This window comes from Xanthobacter pseudotagetidis, assembly GCF_043194795.2.
Classification (GTDB): Bacteria; Pseudomonadota; Alphaproteobacteria; order Rhizobiales; family Xanthobacteraceae; genus Xanthobacter; species Xanthobacter tagetidis_A.
In genome coordinates this window covers 1,050,039-1,065,096 of sequence record NZ_CM195534.1, presented here as the reverse complement: position 1 = coordinate 1,065,096, position 15,058 = coordinate 1,050,039, and the positions used below count along the sequence as shown (strand labels likewise).

Below are 15,058 nucleotides of genomic sequence, written 5' to 3'. Positions count from 1 at the left end.
AAAAAGTAACGTCAACGCAATGCGTTGACCTAATATAGGCGCATGCCTGACGCCATCCGCCCCGCCCGAACCGACACATTCGAGCATACCATCTCCGGCCTTCTCACCAAGCGCGCCGACCTGTTCAACGAGGCAGAGCGCATCCGAGACAGGCTTGCTGAGATCCGGAACGACATTGGCGCCCTGGACCGCGTGCTAGGCACCTTGGGCTACAAGGGCGATCTAGACGCCGCCATGCCGCGCCAGAAACGCGAAGTGATCTTCGGACGCGGCGAACTGTCGCGGGCGATCTATGAGGAACTACGCAACGCGGAGGGGCCACTATCCAGCCGCGACGTCGCCCGGTCCATCGTGGCGCTCCGAGGCGATGATGCGCGAGATCGAGCTTACCTTTCGGGGCTGACCAAAAGGGTCAGCAAGGCGCTTCGGGAGATGCTGAAAGACGGCAACGTCTACGCAGCAACGGATACGCGCGGCAATCGCGTGTGGAGCGGGAAGGCGCAACTTAACCGTTAGGTCACTAAGTTTCTAAACGGTATTCAAAGACAGATCACTTAAAGTCAGACGACGCACCCATGGGGTTCCGGCGATGAATCGGCTGTTTTTCGGGGACAATCTGGACGTCTTGAGGGGGCTCCCGTCATCCTCGGTCGATCTAATTTATCTTGATCCGCCATTCAACTCGAATGCTGACTATAATTTATTGTATGGGACAAAACGAGGTGGCCCATCACAGGCTCAGTCCCACGCTTTTCAGGACACCTGGACTTGGGGGCGGGACGCAAAAAGGGCACTCGATGAAGTTGCAGAGCGGCATCTAGAGGCCGGCGCTCTTCTAGATGCATTTCAGAAGCTATTTGATGGCAGTGATATGATGGCTTATTTAGCCATGATGTCGGTTCGATTAATAGAAATGCAGCGCGTATTAAATGATAAGGGGTCGTTGTATTTACATTGTGATCCAACAGCCAGTCACTATCTTAAGATGGTATTAGATAGTATTTTTGGTCCATCTAAGTTCAGAAATGAAATAATTTGGCGGCGCTCGCACGCGCACAACAGCGGCAACAAATATGGACCTATACACGATGTAATTCTTTTCTATACAAAAAGTGATGATTATACATGGAACCGCGTACGAGTGCCGTTGGACGACGATTATAAGCAGTCTCATTATAAATACTTGGACGGCAGCCGCAGATATAAGCGACAAGACCTCACTGGCCCAGGCATAAGAAAGGGAGAAACCGGATTGGCTTGGCGGGGGATAGACCCCACCCCAAAGGGCCGTCATTGGATGCGACCTCCATCGGAATTAGATAAATTAGACGAAAGAGGTTTAATATATTGGCCACCTAAAGATGGTGCGTGGCCGTATCTGAAGCTTTTTCTTGATAAAAATGAAGGTCAATCAATTCAGGATATCTGGAGCGACATCAATCCAATTAATCCAGTCGCCCAAGAGCGTCTTGGATATCCAACGCAGAAACCAATAAGTCTTTTGAAGCGGATTATTTCAGTGTCCTCCAACCCCGGGGATGTTGTATTAGACCCATTTTGCGGGTGCGGAACCGCCGTCGAGGCCGCCGAAGAGCTAAAAAGAAAATGGATAGGGATCGATGTAACCTATTTAGCGATTCATGTAATAGAAGGTCGCCTGGAAAAAACGTTTGGACGAGATATTCGTCAAAATTACCATGTTCTTGGCAAGCCTAAGGATGCGGAAGACGCGCGGGCTCTTGCCGCTCGTGATTGGCTAGAGTTCCAAAAATGGTCAGTTATGATGCTTGGCGGTCTGCCGCGAGAGCGAGCGGGAGCAGACGGTGGCATTGATGGAATCATTCGATATCATCGTGTCGGCATAGAGCAGCCAAATCGTGCAGTCGTTTCCGTCAAAGGGGGACAGCATGTCGGTGTCGATGCGGTGCATAAACTCAAATCGGTTGTGGATCGAGAGAAGGCAGAAATCGGCATATTGATCTGTCTGAATCCGCCAACGGTAGCGATGAAACGTGAGGCGTTGTCAGTCGGAGAGGTGGGGCCGCCATCCCACCGGGTGGCGCGGATTCAGATCGTAACGGTGGCTCAATTGTTTTCGAGGGCGCCTGTCGACTTCCCTGGAGTGATTGACCCTCCAGAAGTCGGGCGTTCGCCCCTGCCGCCAGTAAAGAGCCGCCGGAAGCGAGTGGAAGGGCAAATTGAGATGCTTCTTCCAATATCTAACGAGGCGGAATCGTCAACGCTCGTTAAAAGGCCGAAACGAGCTACTCGTGAGGTCGCTGTAGAGGTCATTCGGCCAAGTCGGCGAGATCGCGCAGGCTAATCAGGCCCCGCGCTGCCAATAGCCCTTCCACACTCGGCTAACCGGATGCGCAAGTGCGGCGCCAACCGTCATCAGGTACTGCTCGCCGTTGCTAACCCGGCGGTGATCCTCGCGCCACGCCATCTCGGCCGAGTACGCGGCGAGGTAGGGGCCGCTGATGTGGTGGTGGATGCCGATCTCAGCGCGGCGGATGCGAGAGAAGAAGCTTTCCGCGCCGTTGGTGCACGCTTCACCGTCTGAATAGCTCTCCTGGTGGTTGATGCGCTTCGTCAGGTAGAGCGAGTGCAGCCGATCCCAATGGGCCGCTTCGTCGGCATGGACGACAGAGCCAGGCGCGACGCGCTGAGCGATGGTCTCGACGGACTGGCCTTCGGCCTTGAACACGAAGGGGAGCGTCCGGCCGCCACGCTCGCGCATGATGACGACGACGCGGCGCTTGCCGGTCTGGTGCTTCGCCAAGCGGCGGTCAACGCGGTTCTCGGCATTGTTGGCGGGGCGGATGTGACCGCCGAAATAGGCGCCGTCGACTTCGACCGTGCCCGAAACCGTCGCGTCCTTGGTCTCGGCCGCCATGGCTTCCCGCAGCTTGTGCGCGAGGACAAAGGCGGTCTTGTACTGCACGTCCAGATCGCGGGAGAGCTGGAGGGCGCTGTGGCCCTTGGCGCCGTTGACGAAGATCGCGATAGCAAGGAGGTAGTCGCGGATCGGCAGCTTGCGGCTGGCGAAGATGGTGCCGGACGTAACCGAAAACTGGTGCGAGCACGCCTTGCATTTGAAGAGCGCGCGGGTCTTGTACGTCAGGGTCTCAGCGCAGGAGCAGCGCGGGCAGACGGGCTTGCCGTCCGTGTCGGCCCACCGGATCAGACGGAAGGCGTTATGGGCTTCCTCGTCCGACATGCGGGCAACCTTCGCCAGGGAGAGCGAGCGGGCCGCAGAGGAGAGAAGGAAGTGTTGCATCGCCATTCCCGAGCCAACGATTTTCGTTGACCTCAGTGATAATGGCGTAGATCGTTGGCGTCAACAAAAATCGTTGGCCTTCGCGAAAAAGTTCGCTATATGGAAGGCATGAGCCCTGAGCAATGCCGTGCAGCGAGAGCGTGGCTGGACCTGTCGCAAGATGACCTTGCGCGCGCGGCCAGCGTTTCCCTATCGACCGTCCGCGACTTCGAGAAGGCCCGGCGGGTTCCGATAGCGAACAATCTGGCAGCAATTCGAGCTGCTCTGGAGGCGCGGGGAGCGCGGTTCGTGGGCGACGGGAGCGGGACATTGGGGGTGGAGTTCCGAATGGACGCCGCCTAGGCGCACTGGACGGAATCCCCTCATTCCGTTACATTGACGAAGGTCGGCGCACCAAGCTTTCGCTCAGTGCGCCGGTTGGTGGAGCTAGAGGGACTTGCACCCTCGGGGCGTTGGATGCAGAGCCGCACCCCGCACTATGCTAGCCCCATGTTCGGCCCAGCCACGAAAGTGACCGGGCCGGCATAGGTGCAACGCCTATGTCATGTACCACCTCCCGGACCGGCTTCACGGCCTTGGGCTGGGTTGGAACCAGGGCCCGTTGACGTGTCCTCGACAGACTGAACGTCAACGGGCTCGCTCCGCACCGTCTCCGAAGAGAGCGTTGCGATCTTGTCGCTAGCCTTGTAGAGGCCGCGCTGCACCCGGATGGCAAAGCCGTTCCGAGCTTGGATCTTCAAATTCTGCCGAACCTGATCGGGCTCCAAAGTGGCGCCCGTCATGTCACGGATGATGCGGATCACGTCCGCCGCGTCCGCGCCTTCCTCCCCAGCCGACGCGAGGGCCTTCCGGACCAAGTTGGAGATGGCCCCGTACTCCTGCGTCGGCTCCTTCGTCTCGTCGGCCTCACCGTCATCATCGTCAGCGCCCGCGACGGGCTCTGCGATGATCGGCGCGGGAGCGGCGGCCACGGGGGCCTCGCCACCAATAAGGCCGAGGACGCGGTTCCGCTCCTTGGCGATGCCATCGGCCAAGCCGCGGTCATACGCATCCTTGGCCGCCCGCTCGATGTGCGGGGCGATGGCCTCCAGAACGTCCTTTTCCCAGTTCAGGCCCATGGCAACGGAATCGCTTTTCAGGAACACCCCATTGTCATACGGGATTTCTCGCCCCGGTACAACGGGGGCTCCGGCGCAACGTACCCATGTTCCACAGGCGCGCGGCCACGCGTCGCCCAGAATATGGGGGTCTGGGCCAAAAGCAGAACAATTGCACCGTTTTAGGTTTGGGTGAGTTTGCTACATAATACCGCATTTCCGCCGCGACGTGCTGGAGCGTGTGGGTGCCTGGGACCCGTTCAACGTCACCGAGGACGCCGACCTCGGGGTACGGCTCGCCCGCGCGGGCTGGCGCACGCTGGTCATCGCCTCGGCAACGCAGGAGGAGGCGCCGGTGCGCCTTCGCGCCTGGCTCGGCCAGCGCACCCGGTGGCTGAAGGGGTGGGCGCAGACCCTTCTGGTGCACGGCCGCAGCCCTGCGGCCCTGGTCCGGGACCTGGGGCCCGGCGCCACGGCGGCGCTGTTCCTGCTCACCGCCGGTCCCTATGCGGCGGCGCTTCTGCATCCCGTCTTCGTGGCGGTGCTCGCGCGGGACGTCTGGCACGGCGCGCTGGGCGCTCCCTGCGTCTCGCCGGCCGAAGTGGCGGCCTCCGCGCTCGCCTACACGACCCTGATCGCCGGCTATGGGTGCGCCGCGCTCTCCGCCGCCGTGGGCTGCGCGCGGCGCGGCCTGCCGATGCGCGCGGCGACACTGGCGAGCATTCCGCTCTACTGGCTGCTGCTCTCGGCGGCCGCATGGCGGGCGCTCTTCGAGCTGCTCCGCCACCCCCATTTCTGGTGCAAGACCGAGCACGGCCTGTCCCGGCGCGGCGCGCGCGCGGCGCCGCAGGCCGGGCGAAAGGCACGGCTTCCTTCCTTGAGGGCGCGGGCCTTGAGGGCGCGGGCGATCCAGCGGACGAACTGAGCCCATCCCGCCCGATCGCGATTCAGAAGTAGCGCTTCAGGTCCGCCGCGGCCTCTGCCGCTGGCCGCTTGGCGTTGAACGGCGCGGCGAAGGTGCCGGTCTTGTCCATGAGATAGACCACCGCCGTATGGTCCATGGTGTAGTCGTCGCCGGTGAGCGGCACCTTGCGGGAATAGACCCGGTAGGCCTTCTTGATGGCGGCCACCTGCTCCGGCGTGCCGGAGAGCCCGCGAAGCTGCGGCGCGAAGCTGCCGAGATAGGACTTCAGCACCTCGGGGGTGTCGCGCTCGGGATCGACGCTGACGAAGAAGGCCTGAAGCTTGTCCGCGTCCGGGCCGAGCGCGGCGAAAATCTCCGACATCTCGAACAGGGCGGTCGGGCACACGTCCGGGCAGTGGGTGAAGCCGAAGAAGATGAGGGTCGGCTTGCCCTTGAGCGCCGCCTCGGTGGTGGTCGTCCCGTTCTGGTCCACCAGGGTGAAGGGTCCGCCCACCGCCGCGACGCCCTGGCCCGTGGGCGCCGGGCTGGGCAGGAGCAGGCCGACCGCCACCAGCAGCACCGCCGCGCCGGCCACGAAGGCGGCGAACAGCGCGAGGATGCGCATGCGGGCGGAACGGTCAGGCTTGCGGGACGGCACCGGCTGCGCCGGCTTGCCGGAAGGTTTCACGGGAGACGACATGGGACCTCGTGCGCCGCAGCCGCCCGCCTAGAGGCAGGAGCCGATGCCGGCGGTCAGTGTATCGAAGAAGACGGACACGCCGTTGCGCATCCACAGCAGGACCGCGGCCGCGAACAGGGCGCCGCCGAACAGGGCGATCCCCCAGACGGCCAAAGGCGAGGAGAACGCCGACGATGGTCCGCGCGCGCTCTGGCGCGACGCATCCGCGGGCGCTGCGACGCCAGCTTCGAGGGTCTCGGCCATGGCCCTGCCTCTGAATTCCCCCTGCATGCCCCTCGGAGCGAGGAACGCGAAAATCCTATCGCGTATCGCCGGCAATATCCAAGCGGCGTGGCGTCACGGCCGCGTGACGCCCGCGCGTTGACGCATCCGGCGCTCATTTCTAAGTTCGGGCCTTCTCCGGAGATTGAAATGTCCCAAGCCGCGTCCGCGTCCGCCATTCCCGCCGAGCTTGCCGGCACGCTGAAGAGCGTCGCCGAGACCGCGTCCGCCTGGCCGTTCGAGGAGGCGCGCAAGCTGGTGGAGCGGCTGAAGAAGCGGCCGAAGGACGAGGTGCTGTTCGAGACCGGCTACGGCCCTTCTGGCCTGCCGCACATCGGCACGTTCGGCGAGGTGGCGCGCACCACCATGGTGCGCCACGCCTTCCGCATCCTCACCGAGGACAAGGTGAAGACGCGCCTCCTGTGCTTCTCGGACGACATGGACGGCATGCGCAAGATCCCGGACAACGTGCCGGACCCGGCCGCGCTCGTGCCTTATCTCCAGATGCCGCTGACCCGGGTGCCGAACCCGTTCGGCGGCGACTACCCGAGCTTCGGCGCCCACAACAACGCCATGCTGCGGCGCTTCCTCGACACGTTCGGCTTCGACTACGAGTTCGCGAGCGCCACCGACTACTACCTCTCCGGCAAGCTCGACGCGGTGCTGCTCAAGGCGGCGGAGAAGTACGACGCGATCATGGAGGTGATGCTGCCGACGCTGGGCGAGGAGCGGCAGGCCACCTATTCGCCGTTCCTGCCCATCTCGCCCACCTCGGGGCGCGTGCTCTACGTGCCGCTGAAGCAGGTCGACGCCAAGGCCGGCACCATCACCTTCGCCGACGAGGACGGGGTGGACAAGACCGTGCCGGTCACCGGCGGCCACGTGAAGCTGCAGTGGAAGCCGGACTTCGGCGCCCGCTGGGCGGCGCTCGACGTGGACTTCGAGATGTTCGGCAAGGACCACCAGACCAACGCGCCGATCTACGACAGGATCTGCCGCATCCTGGGCGGCGTGGCGCCGGAGCATTTCGTCTACGAGCTGTTCCTGGACGAGAAGGGCCAGAAGATCTCCAAGTCCAAGGGCAACGGGCTCACCATCGACGAGTGGCTGACCTATGCCAGCCCCGAGAGCCTCGCGCTCTACATGTTCCAGTCGCCGCGCTCGGCCAAGAAGCTGCACTTCGACGTCATCCCGCGCGCGGTGGACGAATACTACGCCTTCCTCGCCCGCTATCCGCAGCAGGACTGGAAGCTGCGCTTCGGCAACCCGGTCTGGCACATCCACTCGGGCAACCCGCCGCAGGTGGACATGCCGGTGTCCTTCACCATGCTGCTGAACCTCGCCTCGGCCTCCAACACCGAGGACGAGCAGGTGCTGTGGGGCTTCCTGCGGCGCCACGTGCCGGGCGTGTCGGCCGAGACCCACCCCAAGCTCGCCGAGCTGGTGCGCTATGCGGTGAAGTACTTCCACGACTTCGTGAAGCCCTCCAAGGTGTTCCGCGCGCCCGACCCGGTCGAGCGCAAGGCACTGGAGGCGCTCGACACGGCGCTGGCCGCCCTGCCGGAGACTGCGGGCGCGGACGAGATCCAGAACGCGCTCTACGACGTCGCCCGCCCGATCCCGCGCTACCAGGACTTCAAGGCCAAGGGGGCGACCGAGGACCGGCCGGGCGTGTCCATCGAGTGGTTCAACACGCTCTACCAGGTGCTGCTCGGCCTGGAGCGTGGACCGCGCTTCGGCTCGTTCGTGGAGATCTACGGCATCGCGGAGACCCGCGGCCTGATCGCCAAGGCCCTCGGCGGCACGCTCTCGGGCGCGGCGTGAGACCCGGGCGCGTGGGCGCGCCCTCCTCGGGACAGGACAGGGCGCGGGTGGGATGGCACAGGTGGAGCTGATTTCCGTGCACGTGCCGAAATGCGCGGGCACGTCCTTGTACCGGGCCATCGAGACGGCCTACGGCGCCGGGTCCATCTGCCGGGACTACGACGACCGGCCGCTCGATCCGGCGGCGCCCATGAATCTCGACCCGGACGGCTGGCTCGCCCGCAGCGAGGCGAGGGCCGTGGAGGGCCTGAGCGGCTTCCGCGTGGTGCACGGGCATTTCCACATGCACAAGTATCGCGGCGTGAAGGCGCGCCTGCGGATCGCCTTCCTGCGCGACCCGCTGGAGCGGCTGGTTTCCCATTACGCCTTCTGGCGCAACCGGCCGGCCGCCGGCCACGCGCTCCACGAATACGTGCTGGCGCAGGACCTGACCCTCGACCAGTTCGCGCGCTTGCCCTTCATCCGGCGCTGCTTCACGGCGGTGTTCTTCCGCGGGGTCGACCTCGGCGAGCTGGACTTCATCGGCTTCCACGACCGGGCAGCCGCCGACATGGAGCGCCTGTCCGCGCTCGCGGGCGTGCGCCTCGCGCTGCCCATGACCAATCCCAATCCCGATCCGGGCTACCGGCAGATGGTCGAGACGCTCCGGGCGGACGGCGCCCGACTTGGCCGCCTGCGGGACCTACTGGCCGACGACATCGCCTTCTATGAGAAGGCGCGGGCCATGCACGCCCCCGCCTGACCGCCCGCCGGCATGCCCCCTTCCCCCGCCGCCCGCGGGGCGGAACGCCTCGCGCCGGGCGGCAGGGCCCGCCGTGCGGGTTTCATTTGATTTGCATGACGAACGCGGTATAATTTCTATACAACATTATTTTTGAGTTTAATGGAGAGACCAATGACGCTCCGCCTTGGAGATACGGTTCCCGACTTCGTGGCCCAGACCACCGAGGGCGAGGTGAAGTTCCACGACTGGCTCGGCAACAGCTGGGGCATCCTGTTCTCGCACCCGAAGAACTTCACGCCCGTCTGCACCACGGAGCTGGGCCAGGTGGCGCACCTGAAGGCCGAGTTCGACAAGCGCGGCGTGAAGGTGATCGGGCTGTCGGTGGATTCGGTCGAGAACCACCCCGCGTGGGTCGCCGACATCAAGGACGCCACCGGCGCGCAGCTCAACTTCCCGCTCATCGCCGACCACGACAAGAAGGTCTCCGACCTCTACGACCTCATCCACCCGAACGCGAGCGACACCGCCACCGTGCGCTCGGTGTTCGTGATCGGCCCCGACAAGAAGCTCAAGCTCTCCCTCACCTATCCGGCGAGCACCGGCCGCAACTTCCAGGAGATCCTGCGTGTGGTGGATTCGCTCCAGCTCACCGCGCAGCATTCCGTGGCCACCCCGGTGGACTGGAAGCAGGGCGACGACGTGATCATCGTCCCCTCGGTGTCGGACGAGGCCGCCAAGGAGAAGTTCCCGCAGGGCTGGAAGACGGTGAAGCCCTATCTGCGCGTGGTGCGCCAGCCCGGCGCCAACTGAGCGCGGTCGCCGGTCCGATGGGTCATGGCCGGGATCGTCCCGGCCATCCACGCCGAGCCGCTCGCTGTAAGACCCGCCCCCGCCCGCCGTCATGCCCGGCCTTGTGCCGGGCATCCACGCCGGGCCGCCGGCGACGCATTCGGAAAGTTTGCGCCCGAATGCGCTTGGCCCCGGACCTCAGGCGGTCATGATGTAGTCGCGCAGGGCCGCGCTCTCGCGCTCCATCTCCTCCAGGCGGTGCTTCACCACGTCGCCGATGGAGATGATGCCCACGAGGCGGTCCCCCGCCACCACCGGAACGTGGCGGAACCGGCCCCGCGTCATACGCTCCATGATGGCCGGAATGATCTCGTCCGGGGTGCAGGTGACCACCGCGCGGGTCATCACCTCGCCCACCGGCGTCGCCAGGACCGACATGCCGCGCTCGTTCAGGAGGCGCACCACGTCGCGCTCGGAGATGATGCCTTCCACCGCCATGTCCGGGTCCACGACCACGATGGCGCCGATGCGGTGCTCGGCGAGGCTCTTCACGGCGTCGCCGAGCGTCGAGGCGGGCGTGAGGGTGACGATGTCCTTGCTCTTGCCCTGGAGAATGCTGCTGACGGTCATTGGCGTGGTCTCCTTCCCGCGGCCCGCGCGGCGCCGGTTGTCTCCGGCTTTCTCGGCAAAGGCCGCCTCGTTCGGACGGGAATGATCCCTCGCAAAGGCATGCGACGCAAGAGCGCAGGCGCAGGACGTGACCGAACGGAAGGAGATGCTCAGGCGATCCTGCGGCGCGGCACCGGATCGAACAGGGCGAACAGCAGCAGGCCGGCAACGAAGCCGCCGATATGCGCCTGCCAGGCGACCTCCGCATCGTCGACGCCCGGCATCGAGACGCCGAGCCCGAACAGCAGGTTGAGCGCCACCCATGCGCCCACGAACACCAGCACCCGCCCGTCGCGGAAATTCTCCATCAGCGAGCCCGCCGGCTGGTGGTCGGCGTGACGGCCGCGATCGGGGGACAGCGCCGCGCCGGGGGCGAAGGCGAAGCGCACCGCCGCCGCCATGGCCCCGGATACCGCCGCCGAGGCGCCGACCAGCGGCATCAGCCCGTCCGGATGGGTGACGAGATGGGCGAGCGCGCCTGCCGCGGCGGTCACCGCGCAGAACACGGCGAAGCGCCAGTTGCCGAAGCGCCGTGCCACCGGCGTGCCGAAGGCCAGCAGCCAGACGAGGTTCACGCCGAGGTGCAGCCAGTTGGCGTGCAGCAGCGCGTAGGTGACGAAGGTCCACGCCTTGGGGCCGAAGCCGTCGGGCAGCGCGAACGTCTCGGGCAAGGAGTAGCGCACCGGGATGAAGGCGAAATAGGTGAGCACCTCGATGTCGGCCGCCTCGCTCAGCACCATGGTGCGCACCGCGTGCACGCCGATGAGCAGCAACGTCAGCGCCGCGATGATGCCGGGCACGTTCAGGATCGGCTGGCGGCCGGGCGCGTCGGCGAAGGGCGATCGGTGGAGCACGCCACCGACATAGGCACACCCCGGGAGGGCGGCAAGCGAAAAGGCGCGGGCTGGCGCCCCTCGTCTGTGGCGCGCCGGGCACGACCGCCCGCGGACGTTAAGGTTAACGGAAGGTTGACGAGGCAATTGCGGCCGAGATGCGGCATTATGATCTTGTTAACGATTGGCGGATGCCCGCGATGCCCGAGCGCCTGGTCCGATATCTCCTGACCGCCTTCCTGGTGATGGCAGGCGCCACGGGCGCCGCCGCCCAGGACCAGCGCCTGAGCCTGCGCGTGACCAGCCTTTCGCCCACCGCCATTCCGAACAGCCTCGCCGAAGGCCATGCCACCAGCGCGCCCATCGGCTACACCCGCTTCTGCGCCGAGCACGCCCACGAATGCGCGCCGTCCGGGGCGCTCGCCGCCGCGATGCGTCTCGATTCCCGCCGCCGCGCCGAGCTGGAGCGGGCCAACGCTTCGGTGAACACCAGCGTCGAGCCCGCCACCGACCTCGAGCATTTCGGCGAGACCGAGCGCTGGACCTATCCCGACGACGGCAAGGGCGACTGCGAGGACTATGTGCTGGAGAAGCGCCGGCTGCTGCTCAATCTGGGCTGGCCGGCCTCGGTCCTGCTCATCACCGTGGTGCGCGACCAGAACGGCGACGGCCATGCGGTGCTGACCGTCGTGACCGACCACGGCGACCTCGTGCTCGACAACCAGGAGGAGAAGATCCTGCCCTGGAGCGAGACCGGCTATCGCTACGTGAAGCGCCAGTCGCAGGCCAATCCCGCCCGCTGGGTGTCGCTGGGCGACACGGGCGTGCCCCCGGTGGTGGGCGGGGGCCGCTGACGGCTGGGGCCGGAGCGCGGCTTGCGGCGCGGGATCAGTCGATCCGCTTCAGCCCCTTCTTGTAGCGCTGGAAATTGTGCTGGTAGTGCTCCGCCGTCCGGGCGACGCGCGCCGCCATCTCGGCATCGATGCGCCGCACCGCCTTGGCCGGGGCGCCGACGATGAGGGAATTCTCCTCGAACACCTTGCCCTCGGTGACGAGCGCATTGGAGCCGACGAGGCTGCGCGGGCCGATCACGGCGCCGTTGAGCAGCGTCGCGCCCATGCCGATCAGGCTCCCCTCGCCCACCGTGCAGCCGTGCAGGATCGCCATGTGGCCCACGGTGACGCCGGCGGCCAGCGTCATCGGGAATCCCGGATCGGTGTGGAGGACGCAGTTCTCCTGGATGTTCGTGCCCTCGCCGATGACGATGGGCTCGTTGTCGCCGCGCAGCACCGAGCCGAACCACACGCTCGCGCCCTCCTTGACGATCACGCGTCCGATCAGCACCGCGTCGGGCGCGATCCAGTAATTGCCGGAGGCGGGAAGCTCGGGGGCGACGCCATCGAGGGAATAGAGCGGCATGGACGGTCCTCTTCGGGCCTCAGGTGAGCGCGACACGAGCGCCGTGGCGACGCTCTCCGACCGCTTGCTACCGCCATTGCCGCCGCGCGGCTAGAGCGCGATCCGATGGACCGCCGCGCATGCACTCTCAGATGCTGGCCCAATAGGGCTCGCAACCGGCCGGCGGATTGGCCGCCGCCGCGCCGTGGCGCTTCTTCAGCTCGGCGCACGCGAAGGCACGGGCATCGGCCGGCAGGCGGGAATTGATGGCGGTGCCGATCTCGTCATAGGGCTCGGACGACGCATAGACGTAGAACGCCCAGTAGCCGCCCACCACCGCCACCAGAAGAACGAGGATACGAAGGATACCCATCTGCTGCTCCTGTTCCGTTCGCGCGCCACGGCGGCGCCCGCCGACGCCTCATGGCCGCGCCCGCGCTCCCCGAATAACGCCCGCGACCGCGTTCGGTTCGATTGCCGGGGAGCATGCGGCCGGGGTGGGGGTCGGACCACCGGAAGGAAAGGCTTGCTTACCCTTCCCGACGCAGCACGCTCACATAGAACCCGTCCGTCCCCGTCCGGCGCGGGGTCATCAGCAGGCCCTCGCGGGCAGTGAGCGCCGCGGCTGCCAAAGCCGGGCCCTGCGCGCCCAGCGCCAGCGCCGCCTCCGAGGGGGCGATGGGATGGAAGTCGCCGCGCTTGGAAAGCAGCGCGCGCACCTGGGCGCCGTTCTCCTCGTCCAGCAGCGAGCAGGTGACGTAAGCGAGCCGCCCGCCGGAGCGCACATAATGGGACGCCTGCTCCAGGATCTTCGCCTGCTCGGCCACGCGCTGGGCGAGCGCGCCCGGCCGCACGCGCCACTTGGCGTCGGGATTGCGGCGCCAGGTGCCGGTGCCGGTGCAGGGGGCGTCCACGAGCACGAGGTCCATGCGCCCTTCGAGATCGCCGAGCACGTCCTCGGCGCCGCGCGGGCTGCGCACCTGCACGTTGCGCGCGCCGGCGCGGGCCATGCGCTCGTGCAGCGGCTTCAGCCGGCGGATGTCGGCGTCGTGGGCGTAGATCTGGCCCTTGTTGTCCATGAGGGCGGCGAATTCGAGCGTCTTGCCGCCGGCGCCCGCGCACAGGTCCAGCACCTGGTCGCCCGGAGCGGGACGGGCGAGGATGGCGGCGATCTGGGAGCCCTCGTCCTGCACCTCCACCTCGCCCTTCAGGAAGGCGGGCTCGGAGGAGACCGGCGGCGCCTTGCCCTCGGCGTCGAGCACGATGCGCAGCGCCAGGGGCGAGAAGCGCCCGGGACCGGGATGAAGATGGGCGAGCGCGGCGCGCGCGGCCTCGGGATCGGCCTTCAGCGTGTTGACGCGCAGATCGAGCGGCGCGCGGGCGGCGAGCGCGCGCCCCTCCTCCGCCGCCTCCGCCCCGAACACGTGGCGCAGCGAAGCGTGCAGCCACTGGGGATAGTCGCCCTGCACGAACGGCGGCGCGCCCGAGAGATCGGGCGCGGAAAGACGCGCGCGCTCCTCCTGCGAGAGCGGCTCCGGCGCGAACCGCGCGCCCGAGCACAGCGCGGCGACGGCGTCGGCATCGAGCCCCCGCATCACCGCGAGCATGCCGAGCACCAGCGCCCGCGGCGCGTCCGCGCCCATCACATGGGCCGCCGAGGCGCGCCGGCGCAGGGTATCGTAGACGAGGCCGGCGATGGCGGCGCGGTCGCCCGAGCCGGCGAAGCGGTGGGCGAGGCCCCAGTCCTTCAGCGCCTCGGCGGCGGGGCGCCGGCGCGCGGCGATGTCGGCGAGAACCTCGATGGCGGCGGAGATGCGGGCGGAAGGGATCACCGGCGCTCCTCCTGTGCCTGCGCGCCCGCGGCGAGGGCGTCGAGCCCGCCGGCCGCCAGCTGCGCCGCAAGCAGATCGAGCGCCTGCGCCAGCTTCTCGTCGACGATGTGCAGGTATTCGGTCCAGTCCTCGAAGCGCGCAAGGTCGCTGCGGCCGTCGGAGATGCCGCGCAGGCCGATCAGCGGCAGGCCGTGGCGCTGGGCCGCGCGCAGCACCGCGAAGCTCTCCATGTCCACCATCTCCTCGGCGATGGCGTCGTAGCCGGGGCCGGAGATGATGGCGCCGCCGGTGGAGAGCGAGGCCGACCGCACGCCGGCGATGCGGTGCGGCAGCTCGACCACCGCCGGCTCGTCGAGGAACGGCGTGCGCCCCTTCTCGAATCCGAGCAGGGAGGCGTCCATGTCGCGATAGGCGACGCGCGCCACCTGGTAGACCTCGGCATGGTCGAGCCGGCGCGAGCCCGCCGAGCCGAGCGTGACCACGAGGTGCGGCCCGGCGCCGCGATGGTCGAGCACGGCGAGGGCGCGCGCGGTCTCCACCGCCGCCTCCACCGGGCCGACGCCGCTGATGAGCGGATCGATGCGCGCCTGCAGATGCGGCCCGTATTCCTGGCGGGTGGCCATCACGAAGAGGACCTTGTGGCCGCCGACGGAAAGGATGTGGCAGGCGGGATCGTCCATGGAGTGTCACCTGAAGCGCGGCGGGCGAAGCGCGCAGTCCTCCTGCGCCCGGCGCCTCCTGTCAATC

18 protein-coding genes and 1 tRNA gene are annotated in these 15,058 nt (G+C 66.6%); 8 read left to right on the top strand and 11 right to left on the bottom strand.

Features of this window, described 5'->3' with window-relative positions; translation table 11 throughout:
* The first annotated feature begins 42 nt into the window (after window positions 1–42).
* Both V5F67_RS04920 and V5F67_RS04915 read left to right on the top strand, forming a co-directional pair.
* Complete coding sequence (locus V5F67_RS04920) at window positions 43–516, top strand: hypothetical protein (protein WP_394018632.1); 474 nt, start codon at window positions 43–45, stop codon at window positions 514–516.
* Window positions 517–589: 73 nt separating this feature from the next.
* Window positions 590–2,323, top strand: coding sequence for a DNA methyltransferase (locus V5F67_RS04915; protein WP_394018634.1), 1,734 nt, complete (start codon window positions 590–592; stop codon window positions 2,321–2,323).
* Here the strand turns inward: V5F67_RS04915 and V5F67_RS04910 are convergent, their stop codons facing one another.
* On the bottom strand, window positions 2,324–3,316 hold the full coding sequence (locus tag V5F67_RS04910; RefSeq protein WP_394018820.1) for an IS1595 family transposase: 993 nt from the start codon (window positions 3,314–3,316) through the stop codon (window positions 2,324–2,326).
* 63 nt (window positions 3,317–3,379) lie between these two features.
* Here V5F67_RS04910 and V5F67_RS04905 point away from each other — a divergent pair, with 63 nt between their 5' ends.
* The gene (locus V5F67_RS04905; protein WP_509210612.1) at window positions 3,380–3,622 is read left to right on the top strand and encodes a helix-turn-helix domain-containing protein; all 243 of its coding nucleotides are present in this window, start codon (window positions 3,380–3,382) and stop codon (window positions 3,620–3,622) included.
* Window positions 3,623–3,698: 76 nt separating this feature from the next.
* Here the strand turns inward: V5F67_RS04905 and V5F67_RS04900 are convergent.
* Together V5F67_RS04900 and V5F67_RS04895 are read right to left on the bottom strand one after the other, a co-directional pair.
* Window positions 3,699–3,769 (bottom strand) — tRNA-Gly (locus V5F67_RS04900).
* 53 nt (window positions 3,770–3,822) lie between these two features.
* Window positions 3,823–4,425 carry a hypothetical protein gene (locus tag V5F67_RS04895; RefSeq protein WP_394018636.1) on the bottom strand — a complete coding sequence of 201 codons (603 nt, stop codon included), beginning with the start codon at window positions 4,423–4,425 and terminating at the stop codon, window positions 3,823–3,825.
* Window positions 4,426–4,618: 193 nt separating this feature from the next.
* Between V5F67_RS04895 and V5F67_RS04890 the strand changes: the two genes are divergently transcribed.
* Window positions 4,619–5,302, top strand: a complete 684-nt coding sequence (locus tag V5F67_RS04890) for a glycosyltransferase family 2 protein (RefSeq protein ID WP_394018638.1) — start codon at window positions 4,619–4,621, stop codon at window positions 5,300–5,302.
* 22 nt (window positions 5,303–5,324) lie between these two features.
* On the opposite strand, the gene V5F67_RS04885 is transcribed toward V5F67_RS04890, so the two are convergent.
* Entirely contained in the window at window positions 5,325–5,906 is a 582-nt protein-coding gene (locus tag V5F67_RS04885; RefSeq protein WP_394018824.1) for an SCO family protein, read from the bottom strand.
* A gap of 102 nt (window positions 5,907–6,008) precedes the next feature.
* On the bottom strand, window positions 6,009–6,224 hold the full coding sequence (locus V5F67_RS04880) for a hypothetical protein (protein WP_394018640.1): 216 nt from the start codon (window positions 6,222–6,224) through the stop codon (window positions 6,009–6,011).
* 168 nt (window positions 6,225–6,392) lie between these two features.
* On the opposite strand from V5F67_RS04880, the gene V5F67_RS04875 reads away from it, so the two are divergent.
* The 3 genes from V5F67_RS04875 (at window position 6,393) to V5F67_RS04865 (ending at window position 9,600) form a co-directional block, all read left to right on the top strand.
* Window positions 6,393–8,066 carry a lysine--tRNA ligase gene (locus tag V5F67_RS04875; RefSeq protein WP_394018642.1) on the top strand — a complete coding sequence of 558 codons (1,674 nt, stop codon included), beginning with the start codon at window positions 6,393–6,395 and terminating at the stop codon, window positions 8,064–8,066.
* Window positions 8,067–8,127: 61 nt separating this feature from the next.
* Window positions 8,128–8,808 (top strand): sulfotransferase family 2 domain-containing protein, encoded by a 681-nt coding sequence (locus tag V5F67_RS04870; protein ID WP_394018644.1) that lies wholly within the window; start codon window positions 8,128–8,130, stop codon window positions 8,806–8,808.
* Between the two features lie 153 nt (window positions 8,809–8,961).
* The gene (locus tag V5F67_RS04865; RefSeq protein WP_394018646.1) at window positions 8,962–9,600 is read left to right on the top strand and encodes a peroxiredoxin; all 639 of its coding nucleotides are present in this window, start codon (window positions 8,962–8,964) and stop codon (window positions 9,598–9,600) included.
* 177 nt (window positions 9,601–9,777) lie between these two features.
* On the opposite strand, the gene V5F67_RS04860 is transcribed toward V5F67_RS04865, so the two are convergent.
* Window positions 9,778–10,209: a CBS domain-containing protein gene (locus V5F67_RS04860; RefSeq protein ID WP_394018648.1), complete on the bottom strand. Its 432-nt coding sequence runs from the start codon at window positions 10,207–10,209 to the stop codon at window positions 9,778–9,780.
* A 149-nt stretch (window positions 10,210–10,358) separates the two neighbouring features.
* Entirely contained in the window at window positions 10,359–11,102 is a 744-nt protein-coding gene (locus V5F67_RS04855) for a rhomboid family intramembrane serine protease (protein ID WP_394018650.1), read from the bottom strand.
* Window positions 11,103–11,281: 179 nt separating this feature from the next.
* On the opposite strand from V5F67_RS04855, the gene V5F67_RS04850 reads away from it, so the two are divergent.
* Entirely contained in the window at window positions 11,282–11,935 is a 654-nt protein-coding gene (locus V5F67_RS04850; protein WP_394018652.1) for a transglutaminase-like cysteine peptidase, read from the top strand.
* A 34-nt stretch (window positions 11,936–11,969) separates the two neighbouring features.
* On the opposite strand, the gene V5F67_RS04845 is transcribed toward V5F67_RS04850, so the two are convergent.
* The 4 genes from V5F67_RS04845 to V5F67_RS04830 all read right to left on the bottom strand — a co-directional run bounded on the left by V5F67_RS04845 (window position 11,970) and on the right by V5F67_RS04830 (window position 14,991).
* Window positions 11,970–12,500 (bottom strand): gamma carbonic anhydrase family protein, encoded by a 531-nt coding sequence (locus tag V5F67_RS04845; protein ID WP_394018654.1) that lies wholly within the window; start codon window positions 12,498–12,500, stop codon window positions 11,970–11,972.
* Window positions 12,501–12,627: 127 nt separating this feature from the next.
* Complete coding sequence (locus tag V5F67_RS04840; RefSeq protein ID WP_394018656.1) at window positions 12,628–12,852, bottom strand: hypothetical protein; 225 nt, start codon at window positions 12,850–12,852, stop codon at window positions 12,628–12,630.
* A gap of 157 nt (window positions 12,853–13,009) precedes the next feature.
* Window positions 13,010–14,311, bottom strand: a complete 1,302-nt coding sequence (locus V5F67_RS04835) for an RsmB/NOP family class I SAM-dependent RNA methyltransferase (RefSeq protein ID WP_394018658.1) — start codon at window positions 14,309–14,311, stop codon at window positions 13,010–13,012.
* A complete protein-coding gene (locus V5F67_RS04830) occupies window positions 14,308–14,991 on the bottom strand; it encodes a 5'-methylthioadenosine/S-adenosylhomocysteine nucleosidase (protein ID WP_394018660.1) in 684 nt (227 codons plus the stop codon). Before V5F67_RS04830 ends, V5F67_RS04835 begins: the two co-directional genes overlap by 4 nt.
* Window positions 14,992–15,058 lie beyond the last annotated feature (67 nt).